Source organism: Pseudoalteromonas sp. P1-16-1b, assembly GCF_001401785.1.
GTDB classification, from domain to species: Bacteria; Pseudomonadota; Gammaproteobacteria; order Enterobacterales; family Alteromonadaceae; genus Pseudoalteromonas; species Pseudoalteromonas undina.
In genome coordinates this window covers 302073-318037 of record NZ_LKGQ01000001.1, presented here as the reverse complement: position 1 = coordinate 318037, position 15965 = coordinate 302073, and the positions used below count along the sequence as shown (strand labels likewise).

The 15965-nt window shown below is 39.0% G+C and carries 10 protein-coding genes; 6 read left to right on the top strand and 4 right to left on the bottom strand.

Annotated features, from left to right (window positions below; genetic code table 11):
* Positions 1–54: 54 nt before the first annotated feature.
* The 3 genes from AN392_RS01280 to AN392_RS01270 all read right to left on the bottom strand — a co-directional run bounded on the left by AN392_RS01280 (position 55) and on the right by AN392_RS01270 (position 3236).
* Entirely contained in the window at positions 55–789 is a 735-nt protein-coding gene (locus AN392_RS01280; protein WP_055011591.1) for an ABC transporter substrate-binding protein, read from the bottom strand.
* A 117-nt stretch (positions 790–906) separates the two neighbouring features.
* Positions 907–2418 (bottom strand): ABC transporter substrate-binding protein, encoded by a 1512-nt coding sequence (locus AN392_RS01275; RefSeq protein WP_055011590.1) that lies wholly within the window; start codon positions 2416–2418, stop codon positions 907–909.
* A 35-nt stretch (positions 2419–2453) separates the two neighbouring features.
* Entirely contained in the window at positions 2454–3236 is a 783-nt protein-coding gene (locus tag AN392_RS01270; RefSeq protein WP_055011589.1) for an ABC transporter substrate-binding protein, read from the bottom strand.
* A gap of 447 nt (positions 3237–3683) precedes the next feature.
* On the opposite strand from AN392_RS01270, the gene AN392_RS01265 reads away from it, so the two are divergent.
* From AN392_RS01265 to AN392_RS01245, 5 genes are all read left to right on the top strand, one after another.
* Complete coding sequence (locus AN392_RS01265; RefSeq protein ID WP_055011615.1) at positions 3684–4283, top strand: bifunctional 2-polyprenyl-6-hydroxyphenol methylase/3-demethylubiquinol 3-O-methyltransferase UbiG; 600 nt, start codon at positions 3684–3686, stop codon at positions 4281–4283.
* The gene (locus AN392_RS01260; protein WP_055011588.1) at positions 4280–5869 is read left to right on the top strand and encodes a S24 family peptidase; all 1590 of its coding nucleotides are present in this window, start codon (positions 4280–4282) and stop codon (positions 5867–5869) included. The genes AN392_RS01265 and AN392_RS01260 overlap by 4 nt, the downstream gene beginning before the upstream one ends.
* A gap of 701 nt (positions 5870–6570) precedes the next feature.
* Positions 6571–10047 carry a hypothetical protein gene (locus tag AN392_RS01255; RefSeq protein WP_055011587.1) on the top strand — a complete coding sequence of 1159 codons (3477 nt, stop codon included), beginning with the start codon at positions 6571–6573 and terminating at the stop codon, positions 10045–10047.
* Entirely contained in the window at positions 10028–10489 is a 462-nt protein-coding gene (locus AN392_RS01250) for a response regulator (RefSeq protein ID WP_055011586.1), read from the top strand. Before AN392_RS01255 ends, AN392_RS01250 begins: the two co-directional genes overlap by 20 nt.
* On the top strand, positions 10479–11126 hold the full coding sequence (locus AN392_RS01245; protein ID WP_055011585.1) for a response regulator: 648 nt from the start codon (positions 10479–10481) through the stop codon (positions 11124–11126). The genes AN392_RS01250 and AN392_RS01245 overlap by 11 nt, the downstream gene beginning before the upstream one ends.
* A 181-nt stretch (positions 11127–11307) precedes the next feature.
* Here AN392_RS01245 and AN392_RS01240 read toward each other — a convergent pair whose 3' ends face one another.
* Positions 11308–14460, bottom strand: a complete 3153-nt coding sequence (locus tag AN392_RS01240; protein ID WP_055011584.1) for a DUF3427 domain-containing protein — start codon at positions 14458–14460, stop codon at positions 11308–11310.
* Between the two features lie 361 nt (positions 14461–14821).
* Between AN392_RS01240 and AN392_RS01235 the strand changes: the two genes are divergently transcribed.
* Positions 14822–15697, top strand: a complete 876-nt coding sequence (locus tag AN392_RS01235; protein ID WP_055011583.1) for a nuclease-related domain-containing protein — start codon at positions 14822–14824, stop codon at positions 15695–15697.
* Positions 15698–15965 lie beyond the last annotated feature (268 nt).

The window sequence follows — 15965 nt, the reverse complement described above, 5'->3', positions numbered from 1 at the left end:
GAATTATACAGATCCACGCCCAAAGATGAAAGGTAAAAGAATAAAGCTTAAAAGCTATAACAGCTGATAAATAGCGTGTATGTTGCTTTTATTTTGTTTAATTAACTCATTTATAGTTTGTAACTCGGCTTGGTTAATAGACTTTTTACTCAACATTAAATGAATAGAACTCTTATTAATAGCCGCCATACTAGTAACAAGCTCAATGCTTGGGTGTTGGTTTAAAAAATATTGTGCTGCTACTTCGTCTTCTATTGCGTAATCCACTCTGTTTTTACTAAGCATTGCAAAGCGTTTATCGGCTGTGGGCATCATAATAACGTGAGCAGGATGATTTTGTTTAAACTGCGCAAATGCAGCGCCATAATAACTACCGCGACCAGTAGCGAGAGTTAAATCTCTATAAAAAATATCGCTTAGGTTATTTATATCAGGAGAGTCGCTATATTTATAAAGGCGCATTATTTCATCGCGATAAGTATCGCTAAAATAGGCATAACTTTGTCTATCAGAGGTTATGCTGGCTGCAAAAACAATATCAATACGGCCTTCTTTTAACTCTTCAAAAGCACGAGCAGAGGTAGGCAGCAACATAAACTTTAAACAAAAAGGTGAGCCGTTAAAAATCGTATTTACCACATCAATTTCAACGCCTGTTAAATTGTTATTAACTGCCACCACATAAGGCGGCCAGTTGCGTTCATTGGTACCCACTTTAAGTGTTTTGGCACAGGCAAATACCTTAAAACTACCAATTATTAGTAATACAACAAAAGCGAGTCTTAGCATTTTATTACTCTAAAGAATGACTACAACTAAGTATACACTAGCTGGCAGATTTATCCCGCTTGTAATAAATAAAGAGCGCGCAGTGCAGGTAGCCCAGTAAAAACAAATGCTGGGGGCTCAAGGGGTTGCAACTAAGCCTAACGACGCTCGATAAGCCTTTAATTGTTTGTTACGGCCAATTTCATCGGTTAACTTATTCCAGCCGGTTTCAATGTTTTCAACCGTTTGGTCTACGGTTTGGTTATGCCTTAAGTATTTAGCTACTTCCGTGTCGAGTATGTCTCTAAAGTAACGGTTGTTTTCAAAAATTCTTAAATCCAGAATAATATTGGCATTATTTACCGTTTTAGAAATAGAGCCTAAATAAAAGCGAAGGGTATTTTCACTCATGCCTTGGTTAAGCCAGCTTTGCTGATTAACCAATTGAGAGGTACGATACGGGTTCATGCCCGTGGCCCCTATGGTTACATCTTCATTAGATTGCAAAGGCTGAGTAACATACGACAAGTACTCATAAGCGAGCTTTTTTTTGCCAGCAGTGCTGGCGCGGTTTATTGAGCCTACCCAACCACCAAATGCAGCATAAGGCGCATAGTTAATATCGCCCATGGCAAATGGGCAAAGGGTAGAGTTACATCGCTCAAGCTGGTTTGTTTTATGATTTAATACCTCGGTTGACCCCGGTAATATACTTACCCCCGTTTTGTTTTTTACTTTAGATTCGGGTAATACGGTCATGGTGCCAATATCGCCCCATTCAATAGCTAAAGCGCAGCGCCCATTAATAAACGCATACCTTACATCGTTAGTGTCAAAGTTAAGTTCATCGGCAGAGCCAAATTCGGTGGTTTGTTTATAAATTTGTAAGGCTTTTTTAAATGCCGCGTTATTCACTAACGGCGCCATGGTTTTGGTGTTAAAAAATATCCCCTGCGACGTGCCTTTACTTTGCAAAAAACTACCCGCAATAGACAACAGCGACCAATACGACTGTTCATTGGCTTTTTTAGAAATGCATGAGCCAAAATCACCTTCGCCATCCCCATTCATATCAACCCCATGCAATTGCTTAGCAATAGCAAGGTAATCATCCCAGGTTCTGGGTGGGGTAAGGCCATACTTTTTAAGTACATCGAGGCGGTAATACAGTAAGTGTATATCGCCATCGAGGGGGATAGAGTAAATTTGACCATTATATTTAGAGCTAAAATCTCTAAAAAAGCGCGATACATCATTCCATTGAATTAAAGGGTCGGCACTTACGTAAGTGTCTAGGCGCTCTAGGTAATTGTTTTGTGCAAAATCAACCATCCACTGCGATGCATAAGCAATAATATCGTACTGGTTGGTTGGTGAGCTTAAATCTTTACTTATTTCGTTATATAACTGACCAAAAGGCACCTTTGTTACATTAACTTTAATACCGGTTTGCTGTTCAAACTCTAAGCCCCTTTGTATTAGTGGCTTGCTAATAATAGTGCCTAAATCAACCGTAAGTACATTAAGTTGGGTGTTTGCGTGAAGCAGTGTACTTGGTTGGCTTTCTATTTTAGAGAGAGGCAGGTTACTTTGTGCAACGCATTGAAAAACAAAAATTAAGCTTATAACTAAAGCAAATACAACTCTCATAAAAAACTCAACCACAGCAATATGTAGTTACTACTCTAGTCTATATTTTGTGGAAAGGGAAAAGGCAGGTAGTTGTAAGCAATAAAAAGCGCTTCTAGCTCACCACTGGCAAGTAACTTAGCAAAACCGGCATCAAAAATTTGTGCTAACTCGCGGCCTTTAGCGTTATCGGTAAAGGCAATGTATTGCTTTATTGGAACTATATTTTCAATTTGGTACTGCTGTGGGTCAAAGTTTATTGTTGATAACTCAGCGGCATTAGCAATCAAGGTTTGCTGCAGCGCTTTACGGCTATCTAAAAAGAAATCAAGCCTATCAAGCTTGAGCATTTTAACGCCCTCAATCCGCTGAGTAACTTGTTGCAAATCAATCGGCACATACAAATAATTACTGTAGTTAGATCCCCTTAATGTGCCTACCGAGCGGTTTTGTAACGAATACTCACCTTGCCAATTTTTAAATCGGCCTTTTTTAAACATCGCCGACACAAAAGTAATATCGTAATGCCAAACCGGAAAGTACAACCCCTCCACCTCATTTTGCCTTGCACTTAACATAGCATCGGCATTGCCGTTAGCCGTCCACCAATAAGCACGCGACTGAGGCACAATCATAATATTGAGTTCAATCGACTGCGCAGCAAAAATTTTAGTCAGCATATCAACGTAAAGGCCAGAGCCGTCTTTTTCTACCAGCCCGTCAATGGTGTCGGTAGCCAGTACAATTTTTTTAATATCGCTCGACGCCCAACCACTGCTAGGCACGCCTAAACAAAGCGCTAAAAGTACAGCTAAAAACCACTTAAACCTAACATTCATTGTAAGTAACACCTCGGTACTTAAACACAGCCACACTAGCCAATACATTTTTTATACTAGTAAGCGCTGAAGAGCGATCTTATGAGTAAACATAGCACACCTCGCTGACCAATAAATGAACGGTGCAATACGTGTTCATACTATTACACTGAAGGGTAAATAACAGCCATGTTTTTAGTGTGGATTAAGGTAAGTGTTTAATTATTGCTACTCATTCAAATAGCGCCGAGGCGTCTATATAACTTTAATACTTTCAAAGATGTAGAGTTAATAGGTAAAAGTGTAAATAACATTGGTTTATAGCAGTTAAACAGTGCTTTTTTGTAATAAAAACATACTACTTAGGGCGTATATATTGCCGTAGCTCTATATTTTTAAATGTTGATACTGTAGATTAGTTATAAATGAATGCCAGATTAATAAATAAACCAAGGAGCGGTGAATTTAGTGCCTACTAAAACACTCAATTACTACAATCAACATGCACAAACTTTTAGCGACTCAACGCTTAATGTTGATATGTCGGCGCTTTACGCTGAGTTTTTACCGCTTATCCCTAAACATGGCCATATTTTAGATGCTGGCTGTGGCAGTGCCCGCGATGCTATGTATTTTAAACAGCAAGGTTTTACTGTTAGCGCGTTTGATGCAAGCGAAAACATTGCAAAGTTAGCCAGTAATTACTTACTACAAACTGTAGAGGTTAAAGCCTTCCAGCAGCTTAATTGTACAAATATGTACGACGGTATTTGGTGCTGCGCCAGTTTATTGCATGTGCCAAAAGTAGAGTTACCACAGGTGTTTTTAAAGCTGCAAAATGCCCTAAAACCAAACGGTGTTTTGTATGTGTCGTTTAAATACGGCACGCAAGAACGCGTGCATAACGGCCGTGAATTTACCGATTTAAATGAAGATGGCCTAACCGCGCTAATTACCCACCACACCGAGCTTAAAATACTAAAACAATGGCAAACGGTTGACCAACGCCCAGAGCGCGAGAGTGAAGTATGGCTCAATGCCCTAATTAAAGCAGTGCCGGTTTTATGATTGGCGCAATGCAGCAGCAACTCGACTTTATCGCCTATATTCAGCGCATGCTGGTTGAGGGCGAATTCACCGCAACGTATAAATATGCACTATTACATGCTATTGCTGATATTTGCGTAGAACAGCAAAATGAAGATCAGAGTGCTCCAATGGAAATAAAAATCGACACGTTAGTCGATAAATTTATTCAACTTTATTGGAACCACTCAATGCCTTACGCTGCGCACTCTACCGATATTATTACTAATACTGAAGACATGCTGTTAAAGCAAAATAGCCAAGGACAGGCAAAGTTCATCACCGAAATTTACAAACTACAAAATGCAGGTGTGAAAAGTTACAACGCATTCAAAAACTACCAACAATATAACCAAGTAATTAGTTCTCTTAGGCGAACATTTATCGATGGCCCTCTTTGGCGCTTACAGTTACTTTCGGGTAAAGAAGAATGTTTTTTATATCCCCATATACTTTTAGGTAAAGGCAGAGAGCCCAAGCGAATTGTTTTAAATGCTGGTATAGCTCAGTGTTTTAGGCGTTTTTACGATTTGGTTGTGCATCTTAGTGTTACTGAATGGATAGAAAAAGTACAAACTATAAAAGCGAATCAAACACTATTAGGATCGCAAAGCCAGCTACAAGAGTTCTTGTTTGGCAGTAACAGAACTGCGTTAAAAGTGGTAACTCCACTATTGATAGATATTCAAAGCGGGCTTTGCTTTTACTGCCAAAAGCCAATGAATCTAAAAAACGAAAAAGAAACTAAAAAAACGCCAGAGATCGATCACTTTATTCCTTTTAAGCGCTATCCAAACGACTTAGCACATAACTTTGTTGCTGCGCATGCTGATTGTAATAACAATAAGCGAGACCACCTCGCAGCTTTTGCTCACCGCGACCGCTGGCTAGAACAAAACCTTGATATTCATAAAGCCGAAATAACTAATAAACTGCAACCTTACTTTTACTGCGATGCAGATAAATCGCTTGCAGTAAGCAATTGGGCGTATCAGGTTGCCGAATCAAGCAGTGCTAAATTATGGCTTGGCAAAAACAGTTTCGAACAAGCAAAACCAACTGCTGAGTTGTTTACGTTTCCAAACGCATCACAACCTGAGTTAAATCAAGTTGCTAAGCCCGAAGTTAGTTTAAAATCAACTGATAACGCATTAAAGCTGCCGTATTTCCCCAACATTAAAATTGCCTGTGGGCATTTTAAAACAGGGGATGAAAGCGATATGGAGTTGATGGATGCACCACTTGGCGCGGGCAAGCTCGACCCACAAGTGCATTTTTTAGCGCACGCATCGGGTAACTCAATGAATGGCGGTAAACACCCAATACTTGATGGTGATTTACTGTTACTTGAGCTTATAACGTCCGATAAAGCCGGATCGCTACGCGGCCAAATAGTGGCGATAGAGCGAGATGATATAGGCGGGGAAGGGCAGTATTTACTGCGTAAAGTTAATAAATTACCTAATGGGCAATATGAGCTAATTGCTCAAAACCCAGATTACGAAGTAATGATTGCTGATGAAAGTATGCGAACCTTTGCGCGGTTTAAACAAGTGGTTGCAGAGTAGTTTGTCGTCGCGCTTTAACTTATAGGCGCAGAGCTTGCTCGCTCGAAAAGCGCTTTTACCATGATTTTTACATGGTTTGGGAAAGGGATTAATAACCTCTATTCGAGGTTTTATCGCGTTGGCGATGGCAACCAAAGGGCGGCTGCCGCCGACCGCCCTTTGGAATCCCACGGCGCGCCCGAGGATCACACTGTATCCTCAAGTTAAAAATTGATGTGAACGTAATCGCCGTGTATTCGCCATCCATGGCGAAGTCACGGCTTAACTTGCATCCATGCAAGTGATTACTCATCAATTTATAACTTTCGGGTGTGATCACGGGGGAATTGGAGTGTGTTTGTAGATTGGTGTTATAGCTAATTAGACTGTTTAAATTTTAATCCGGTGATGAGTGCTAAATGAGCAATTGATTGTTGTGGTGTTAATTTTTTGTTACTTTAACGGAAGCGTAGTGAGAGAGGACTCTAATATGAAACTCAATCAAGTTTTATCAATTTGTTGTTTCAGTTCAGGTCTGAATTTTGTCCAGCGTTATTGAACTTAATAAGATGAATCACATTTCAAATAGCAAAGCTCAGAACTTTTGCTTTCGCTTGTAATCTCTTACTCAACTCAAAGCATAAGTTGAATATTAGCTTAAGATTCATGCTAACATCTCATAACGACATGAATTTATAGTGGAATAATAAAGCGAGCCATTAATGAGACGGAAGTTTACGAAGAAGAAAAAAGGAATATCCAAAGCAAGTAGAATTTTACGAAGTAGCCAAACTGCAAGCTTTGCCCGTCATACAGTATTAACAGAATTGTCTGGTAAAGAAATTTACCAAAACTTTACTGAATTAAAGAGCAGCCGTTTTTTTAGTGACAGTATCAATTTGTCCCTGACTAGACCACTTAATAAGTTTTACTTAAAAGACCTTCCAGACTTGAGTCTCTCTAAAAATATTAACTGGTGTGTCGCCCTACTTAATGCGCATAAAGATAAAGTTAAGTTGTTAGTTGAGAAGAAATACTCGCTAGAGAGAGCATTATTAAATGATGAACACAAAACTTGCGTTGATATTTTAGACACAATTGACCGAACATGCGGCGCGTCATTTTGGTCACATATAACTAGGGCTTCATTACAAGGCGTTCTATACAGAGCAGAAGACAACGCCATCACACAAATTGATTTTGGCGACTGTAATGACAATCCTTTTCTCAACTACATGTTGTTTTATACAAATGGTTATTTTACTGATGAAGAAATATTCTTTACTGCTAAAAGCACCCACGTAAATGACATAAACCGCTCTGTTCACCCTTCGGTGCGAAATTTCTTCCATTACCGATTATTTGGTTTGGATTCTACCCAGGAGATAGAGCTAAACAGCATAGTAAACATTGAACGAAGTTCATCTATTGTAGATGTATTTGAATTACTGTTATCACTTCTCAACTATCTTGGGACACGAGGAGCTTCAGTTGAAGAAGCTCTCGGTTACGACTTTAAGCACATATATAGTTTGCTTGAAGCAGTCGGCGTAACTAGCCGGGTTAACTATAACGTTTGCTTCAAAAATATTTCCTCAATAAATAAACTCGACGAAGATTACGAGTTAATTGATTTATATACAGTAGGGGATTATCAACAAATAATAGATAGATACGAAAAAGGCGAAATAGACGTAACGAACTTCGCTTTAGTTGAAATAGTTGCAAAATCCCTTGTAAGGTGTCCCTCAAATCTTCACAAAAGTTTCGTAAGCAACGTAGTTACAAACATGGCAAGTGTCTTAGCGAAAGACGAAAATTATAAAAAATCACTCGAATTTTTGTCTTGTATGGCTAATTCATTTAGAAGTTTAGGGTGGTTTAAACAAATGGAATTTTTAGTTCAACGTGAAGCTCCCAATATTTCAAAAGCCGACGGAAGTATCTGCGATAAAGGCATTCACCTTCTCTCAAATATTAATACTCCGAAAAAGCACTTATTGTTTGACTCAGAGCCTGATTTTCCGAATATTCGAGAAGCAGTATTAAACAAACCTACTTCTGTATCTCTAGGCTTATTAGCCTCACAATACCTATCAGGTTGCTCCAATGATTTTGTAAAAGATTTCCTTATAGAAAAAAATCGTTTATTAAAATATTCTGCTTTAAATAAATCTAGAATTGGTGAATTTTCAGCTGCCGAAAGCGAGTTCCGATATTTATCTTCAAACGCAGATCGATTAACTAAATTAGAGTCTTTGTCAGGGTTAGTCGATCTATATATTTCATTTGGGGAAAATGAAAGCGCAATCACAACATTTGTAGAATCATCACTTGAAGATAAAGACACTTTCTATATTTTCGACACACATCACATTCTGGATTCAATAGCCACAGATTACAACGAATCTAAACTCATAGACATACCAATTGCATACTCCTTACATTCCTCAAATGTGGATGATTCTTATGATTCAAATTTGAAATATTCTTTTGAAAATTTTTTGATGTTAAACGGCTATCAATTCCCCACTGACTTATTTGGGCTTGAAAATACATTTGGAAAATCAAAACTCTACTATTTCTTACGCTGGGTTTGCACGCCAGAGATAATGAAACTGTACTTAAACTTTGAGTCAGCGAGACAAATTGAAGAATGCCGTTTAGAAATTTGCAATTACTTATTAAGTGCTACTGAAACTAGTGAAGATTTACAATTTGAAATAAAGCAAATTAACAAAAATTTAGTAATTAGAAGAGCTGTTAAACAAGTAGAGAACAGTCGCATATATGTAGACTCTACAATATTCAAAGGACGAAAATCAGAACCGTACAAAAAATTATTTGAAAGGTACATGGAGCTAAGCAGCAAAAAGAGTGAAGGACTGGCGAAATACCCTGCTTTTGATAGCGTAATTAAGATAATTAAAGACTCCAGTATCAATTCGAAAAGTTATTGGAAACAACTGTCAATGATTTTAATGCCAGATACAAAGCTTTCTCCTCAGGATAAAACTTTTCTTAGTCTAGCTAAGTTGATGCGAGCTGAATTCACTCATGGTGATAAAGGAATAAACAACTATCTCAGTACGCGTATTAGACATGGAGTTTTGCCATCCGCATTGAGAAAGTCATCTCAAGCCGAAGGCATATACTTTTCAGAAACCTCATCAGTTGACGAGTGCGCTCAATCTTTAATCCACAATAGACAACTCAAAATACACCAAGATGATGTAGAAGCTATCTGGGAGCTTTCAAAGTCATTTGTTCAGTCAATTGAGGAATCTATTTTGGCGTTTAATGATAAAAGGTTACAAATCTATACCCTGGAGGGAGGGCAAGAAACAAAAGCTGAACCTGATGCAATGTTCAATTACACAATTTCGCCGCTTGAAACATACGCTTTGCAAAAAGAGCTTCCTCTATCTCCAACCTACGACGATTTAGTTAATATTGTTATGGATTGGTTATGGCATAAGACGGATTTTGTTTTAGATAACGTTAAATCATACATTAGCAAGGAGTTCACAGGTGAATTACATGGCATATTCGAATTTTATAAAAGTAATGTCACAAACTCGAAAATATCAAAACAGGGCAAACATTCATTTATAAATGCAATTAACCGCGCTAAAAGCACGACTTCTCAAGAGCTTAATAATATTGTGACATGGTTCGAGCACGTTGACTCAGAAGGAGAGGAACAGTTCGATTTAGATACCGCAGTTAAAATAGCGAGTAACTCACTTCTCATAGACATTCAATTGGACGAGCAGGCCACATTTGCTGTACATCAAAAAGACATTTCTCACTGGGTAGACGTCTTTTTCATATTATTTGAGAATGCTATTTCTAAATCAGGTCTACAAAAACAAAAGCTTAAGATAAATGTGCAATTAATTGAGAATGGTAATTGCTTTCAAATAATATGCTCCAACTCCGTATTAACGCCCTCCAACATTGAGGCGGCAAACGAAGACTTACAGTTTTACAAAGATGCTTATGGGAACGAAGAACTCATAAGAGACGTAATACAAGAAGAAGGTGGAACTGGCTTTTTTAGAATTTGGAAAATATTGCAAAAAGACTTAGGCATAGAACATAGCATTGAGCTAGGGTACGACAATGATAAATTTAACGTTTGCCTCTCATTAGCTAAGAAAGAAGGAACTTATAGTAATGAAAATATTAATAGTTGAAGACCAGATTGAAAAAGCAAAAGAGTTAGAAAACCTTTGCATACAATATTTTAGAAGATCTCTCGATGTCACTCACTCGCAATCATTGAGAGGTGGGTTAAGAGAGATAGTTAAATCGCATGACTTTAACTTGATTCTCTTAGATATGAGTATGCCTAATTTTGACCCTAGCCCAGATGATCCTCTTGGTGGCACTCCAGAAAGTTTCGCAGGCAAAGAGTTTTTAGCCCAACTAAAACTTAGGAATATTAATGTTCCTGTAATCATCGTTACCCAATATCATACTTTTGAAGAAGGGCTGATAGAATTAAATAGTATCAATAGTTTACTACTCGAAGAGTTTGGAAGTTTTTACTTAGGTGCTGTCTATTACAGCTCAGCAGATAAAGAATGGGAATCTAAATTAACAGGTATCTTGAATGAGCAGTTCGATGCAGAGTAACGTTAAAATATTGATCGTAGATGATAACTACGAAAAGGTTCAGCAAGTTGCCGACTCGATTAAGAATATAGAAAATGTTGAGTTAGACTGTGTGAACAATGTAAGAGATGGGTTAATTAAGTTAAAAAACGGTTTCTTTGATCTTCTTCTAGTGGATATAGTCTTGCCGCAGTCACTAGGAGAGGAACCAAAATCTAGTTCTGGAATAGATATGCTGGAAGCAGTCTACTCAAATAAACTCCTAAACCACCCTTACGATATAGTGGTAGTTACAAGTCACGAGCAAGCCTATCAAGAAAATAAACAAAAAGTAAAAAGGTTTGGGCTGCCTTTAATAAAAATACAACCTGATGACTCTTGCTTTACGACACTGATTAACAACAAGGTCAAATATAGAAAACACTTTGGAGCTAAATCAGTAACGACTTCGGAAGTTTTGAAAGTCCCTGATAAGGTAACTTTAATTTGGCTATTTAAAAATGTCAGTATTAAGCTTTGGGCAGCAGCGATTGGTATTCTGATTACCGTTTTTATTGCTGGAGTTCAATCTTCTAAGCTCTCAATAGTACAAGAAACATTATTAATAGACTCCAAAGCATCTAAAAACGTGTCTACTGATGTTAAAAGCGAATCTTAAATAAGCTGAGATTGTACCAAAACGGTAATAAATTAAGCGTTTTAATTGGTGTCAAGGCACGGAATCGAGCCAACGCAGAGATATTCAGTCTCTCAGTAACTTTAGAAATGACAATAACATTGTTTACCAAATACGCATTAAGTACATGAGTTTATACTTTATCTGTTACAGGCTTAGACCATCACCCAACCGCTAATTTCCCAGCCTCATGCCACATTTCACTTGGCATGGGGTTGATTAGCTCCCACGTTATATTCATCGGCTGGCTGCCGTTGTGGCTTTGGTATTTAACCTCGCCGTAGTTTACAAAGCCCATAGTTCGGCCGTTTTCGTCTTTACCTTGTTCGCGTACAAATAACAGGATGGTTTTGCCTGTTTTTTTGTGTTCAATATAACTAAGGCCTCGACCGTGTTCTGGGCGTGCGCTGTTTTGCGTTTGCCAATGAAAAAGGGTAGGGCTGATTGCGTAGTCGTGATACAGCGTGGTGGGCGAGTAGGTTTTTTCGCACTTGTTGAGTGTTACAAATAACAGCTCAAGGTTTTGGTCGTTAAATACAAGAACACCCTCACGAGCAGATGACTTTTGCTCAAACGAGTGAGCGCCAAATGCTGCGAGTATTTGTTGGCGAGTGTAGCGACTGTGTAATTTGATTGCGTGATTAGGTAAACACGTTAAATCGCTTTCTTGTTGGTGAATGCGGTTTATTAACAGCGCAATCACTTGTGCGAGTTCCTGCTGTAGTTCTTTGTGTTTAAGTGCCTGTAAGCTTTGCTCAAGCGTTTTAAACCCTAAACTTGTGCCTGTGCTATCCCAAAAGTTGTAATGCGCCATAAGCGCGTACTGTTGGTTTTGTGCTGTTGGCGTAAATCTAAAATCGTTATTACATAAATCACGTAAAAAGCATAAGTAGCTAAGCGAGTTACAGCCGAGTAATTGGGTGTTGATTGCGCGGTAATACGCGCCATAAATATCTGCCCGCTCTGCGGGTATTTCATCACCTTTTAACCATTGCCAGCCACCGAGTTTTTTATCTTTTGGTTTGTATATATCTTCAAGTGTGACTTGCGGGTTTATGCGTAAAAAGTTACTGAGCGTAAGGGCGTCATTGGTGTGTTGCGAGTAGCTATTTATCAGCTGCTGTAAACGGCGTTTAGTGTTTATGGCTTGCTGAATATTTTTTAATATTGTTTGTTGCGTTCGCTTTTGTAGCTCTATGCGGCAACCCAGCGGTAAATGCGGGAAGTTGTTTTCAATCTCGGTCTTTATCGGTTGGTTGCTTTTACCAATCAATGCGCGGAACTTACTGGCAAAGTCGTATTCTGGGCGGGCGTTGCCTACAAAATCGAGTACAGTACAGCATTGCTTTTGGCTGTTGTCGGGCAGGCGCAGGCCACGGCCGAGTTGCTGTAAAAACAGCGTTAGGCTTTCGGTGGGGCGTAAAAATAAAAGTGTATCGACCTCTGGAATATCCACCCCTTCGTTAAAAATATCAACCACGCAAAGTATTTGTATTTCGCCTTGGCGCAGTGCTTGTTGTTTGGCCGCGCGTTCATTGGTGTTTTTACTGGTCAGTACATCGGCGTTTATGCCAGCTAAGTTAAATTTAGACGCCATAAACTCTGCGTGTTTTTGGCTTACGCAAAATGCCAGCGCTTTAATGCTGTGAACATTAGTCACTATATCAGCAAGACTGGATATAATTTTTTTAGCGCGGCTGTTTTCCCCCGTATAAAGGTTACTTAGCTCGCTTATATCGTAACGGCCACCTCGCCATGTTATTTGACTTAGGTCGGTATCATCATCTAGTCCAAAGTATTGAAAAGGGCATAAATGGCGCTGGTTTATTGCTTCTGGCAAGCGAATTTCAGCGGCAATTACTCCACAAAAATCATCGAGTATATTAGCACCATCTTGTCGCTCTGGTGTGGCGGTTAAGCCAAGTAATATTGTGGGCGTAAAGTGATTTAATATAGCGCGGTAACTTGCAGCGCTTACGTGATGCACTTCATCTATAACTATGTAATTGTAGTAATCATGCGTTAAATTAAGCGATTCAATTTGGCTGTTTAATGTTTGGATTGACGCAAATAATTGGTTGTAACGTTGTGGCTTATAATTACCCACCCACAGCTCACCAAAGTCGTTATTTTTAAGCACGCCACGATAAGCGCTTTGCGCTTGTTTGAGTATTTCTTCGCGGTGGGCTATAAACAAAAAGTGTGCGTTTGGGTTTTTGTCGTAAACGGTTTTAAAGTCGAACGCCGATATTATTGTTTTACCCATGCCCGTTGCGGCAACCACTAAATTTTTAAAGCGATCATGAACGCTACGCTCAACGCTTAGTTTTTCTAAAATAGCGAGCTGATGGGTTTTTGGTGTTATATCAAAATAAAACTGGCTGCTTGCTTGGCCAACACCGCGTTGCTCATTAAGTGAATTTATGAGCTTTTCTTTACATTCAGCTTTGCCAGTAAATAATTCAAAATCTGGCGATTGCCAATAGGTTTCAAAGGTACTTTTGGTTTTAGCTATGATGTGCGGGATTTCTTGCGCGGTAATTTTTAAGTTCCACTCAAGGCCGCTGGTAAGCGCTGAATGCGATAAATTAGACGAACCAATATAACCGGTATGAAAACCCGTATTACGCATAAACAAATATGACTTTGCGTGTAAGCGCTCTTGCTGGTTGTTGTAACTAAGTTTTACCTCAGTATTTGGTAGGTTTGCTAAAAACTCCACCGCTTTAGCATCCGTTGCGCCCATGTACGAGGTGGTAATAACTTTGAGCTTATTGCCGCTTTTGGTAAAGGCTTCAAGCTCATTTTTAAATATGCGCAGCCCCGTCCATTTTATAAATGATACAAGCCAGTAAATAGTGTCGGATGACTTAATCTCGCGCTTTAGCTCGGTTTCGAGCGATATACCTGCATTCGCACCGCTAAACAATTCGCTTTGGGTAAGCCCTGTTAGCGGAAAAATATCGTGAGAGTAATCTTTAAGATTGGCCGCAATAGGGTTTTGGGTATTAAACAGCGCGGTAAGTATTCGACCTTGGCTGTCGATAAGGTTTTCGTTGATTAGCTCGTCATCGCGAATATGATCTTTAAGCCACAGAACAAGGCTGTTTGCGAGGTTTATTTGCTCTTGCAAACGCTCGCTTGAATTAGGGATTGCATCAATGGCATGTTCAACAAGTTTACCTAAAAAGCGCGAAAGCCACGTAGCCGCCTCAGCCGATTCTAGCTGGCGTTCGCCCACATAAAATTGGTCACGATTTAAATTTTGCTCAATTACTTGTGTAATTAATTGCTCGTAAATACCAATCTGTTGCATTAAATCGCTCCCTGTTTGCGAGCATTCAGTTTACTAAAAAATGCAATGTAAACAAGCATTAACTCATTATTGAATTAAAGACTGCTGCCAAGAAAATTTCCCCGTGATCACACCCGAAATTGAATTAATGATGAGTAATTTACAGCATGGATGCTGCAAAAGGCGTAGCTTGGCCACGGATGGCCTATCTACGCTGGTTACGTTCATATTATTAATTAAATTGAGGAAACAGTGTGATCCTCGGGGCGCCGAGAGATTCCAAAGAGAAGTCGGCGGTTACTTCTCTTTGGTTGCCGTCGCCAACGCGACATGTAACTGTTTTTAATGTATAAAGAGTGAGTTGTTATTATAGGAACTCGTCATGGATGATTTATTAAACCAAGGTTTAAGCCTTTTAGTTATTGTTGGTAGCGTCTACTCGTTACTAGGTATTTTATTTTTTAGAATATGGCTTCATCAAAAAAATGCAAAGCTACCGGTCGACCGGAAAAAGCTTAAACGCGTTGCAGCTCAAACTCTAAGTGAACAAGTCAATGATAATATTGTTGATGTTATAGGTTTAATTTTCTTGTCTGCTTTAATTGTTACAATGCCTTTTGCTATAAAAGGCATTGCTGAAGTTTTTGCTAGCGGTAATTTTAATTACTTCCTAATTGTTTTGATTATTTTAGGTTTAGCTTATGTAGCAAGAAAGCTGTGGGTTAAATCTAATTATTTAATAAAACTAAAGCTCGGCCGTGATGCTGAACTTGCTGTTGCCTCTGAACTTATAGAATTACAGTCACATGGATATCAAGTATTTCATGATATACAAGCTGATGGTTTTAACATTGATCACTTAGTTGTTGGGGCAAATGGCATTTTTGCTATTGAAACTAAAGGCAGACACAAGCGAATAAAAGACGATAAAAATTACAAGGTTAAATTTGAGAATAATCATTTAGCATTTCCCTCTTGGTTTGAAAGTAAGCCATTAGAGCAAACTCAAAATCAAGCAGACTGGGTGAACAAATGGTTATATGAAGCAACGGGTTTTAATACTCAAGTTTTCCCTGTTTTGTGCTTTCCTGGTTGGTTTGTTGAACTAAAGCAGCGCCCACTCTTTCCGATTGTTTCACATAAACAATTAGTGAAAACGATTCTTTCGATGCGACAAGTAAATTTAAACCAAGAGCAACAACGCGCTATTTGTTATCAGGTAGTACAGCGCTCATTGCATGAAAGTAAAGCAATTTAAAAGCCTAGCTTTTATTGACAGTAAGCTAAACGCCTACAAAAAACTTAAACGCCGCTGCCAAGACAATTCCCCGTGATCACACCCGAAATTGAATTAATGGTGAGTAATTTACAGCATGGATGCTGTTAAAAAGCGTAGCTTGGCCATGGATGGCCTATCTACGCTGGTTACGTTCATATCATTAATTTGAATTGAGGAAGTAGTGTGATCCTCGGGGCGCCGTGGGGTTCCAAGGGGCGGTCGGCGGTATCCGCCCCTTGGTTGCCGT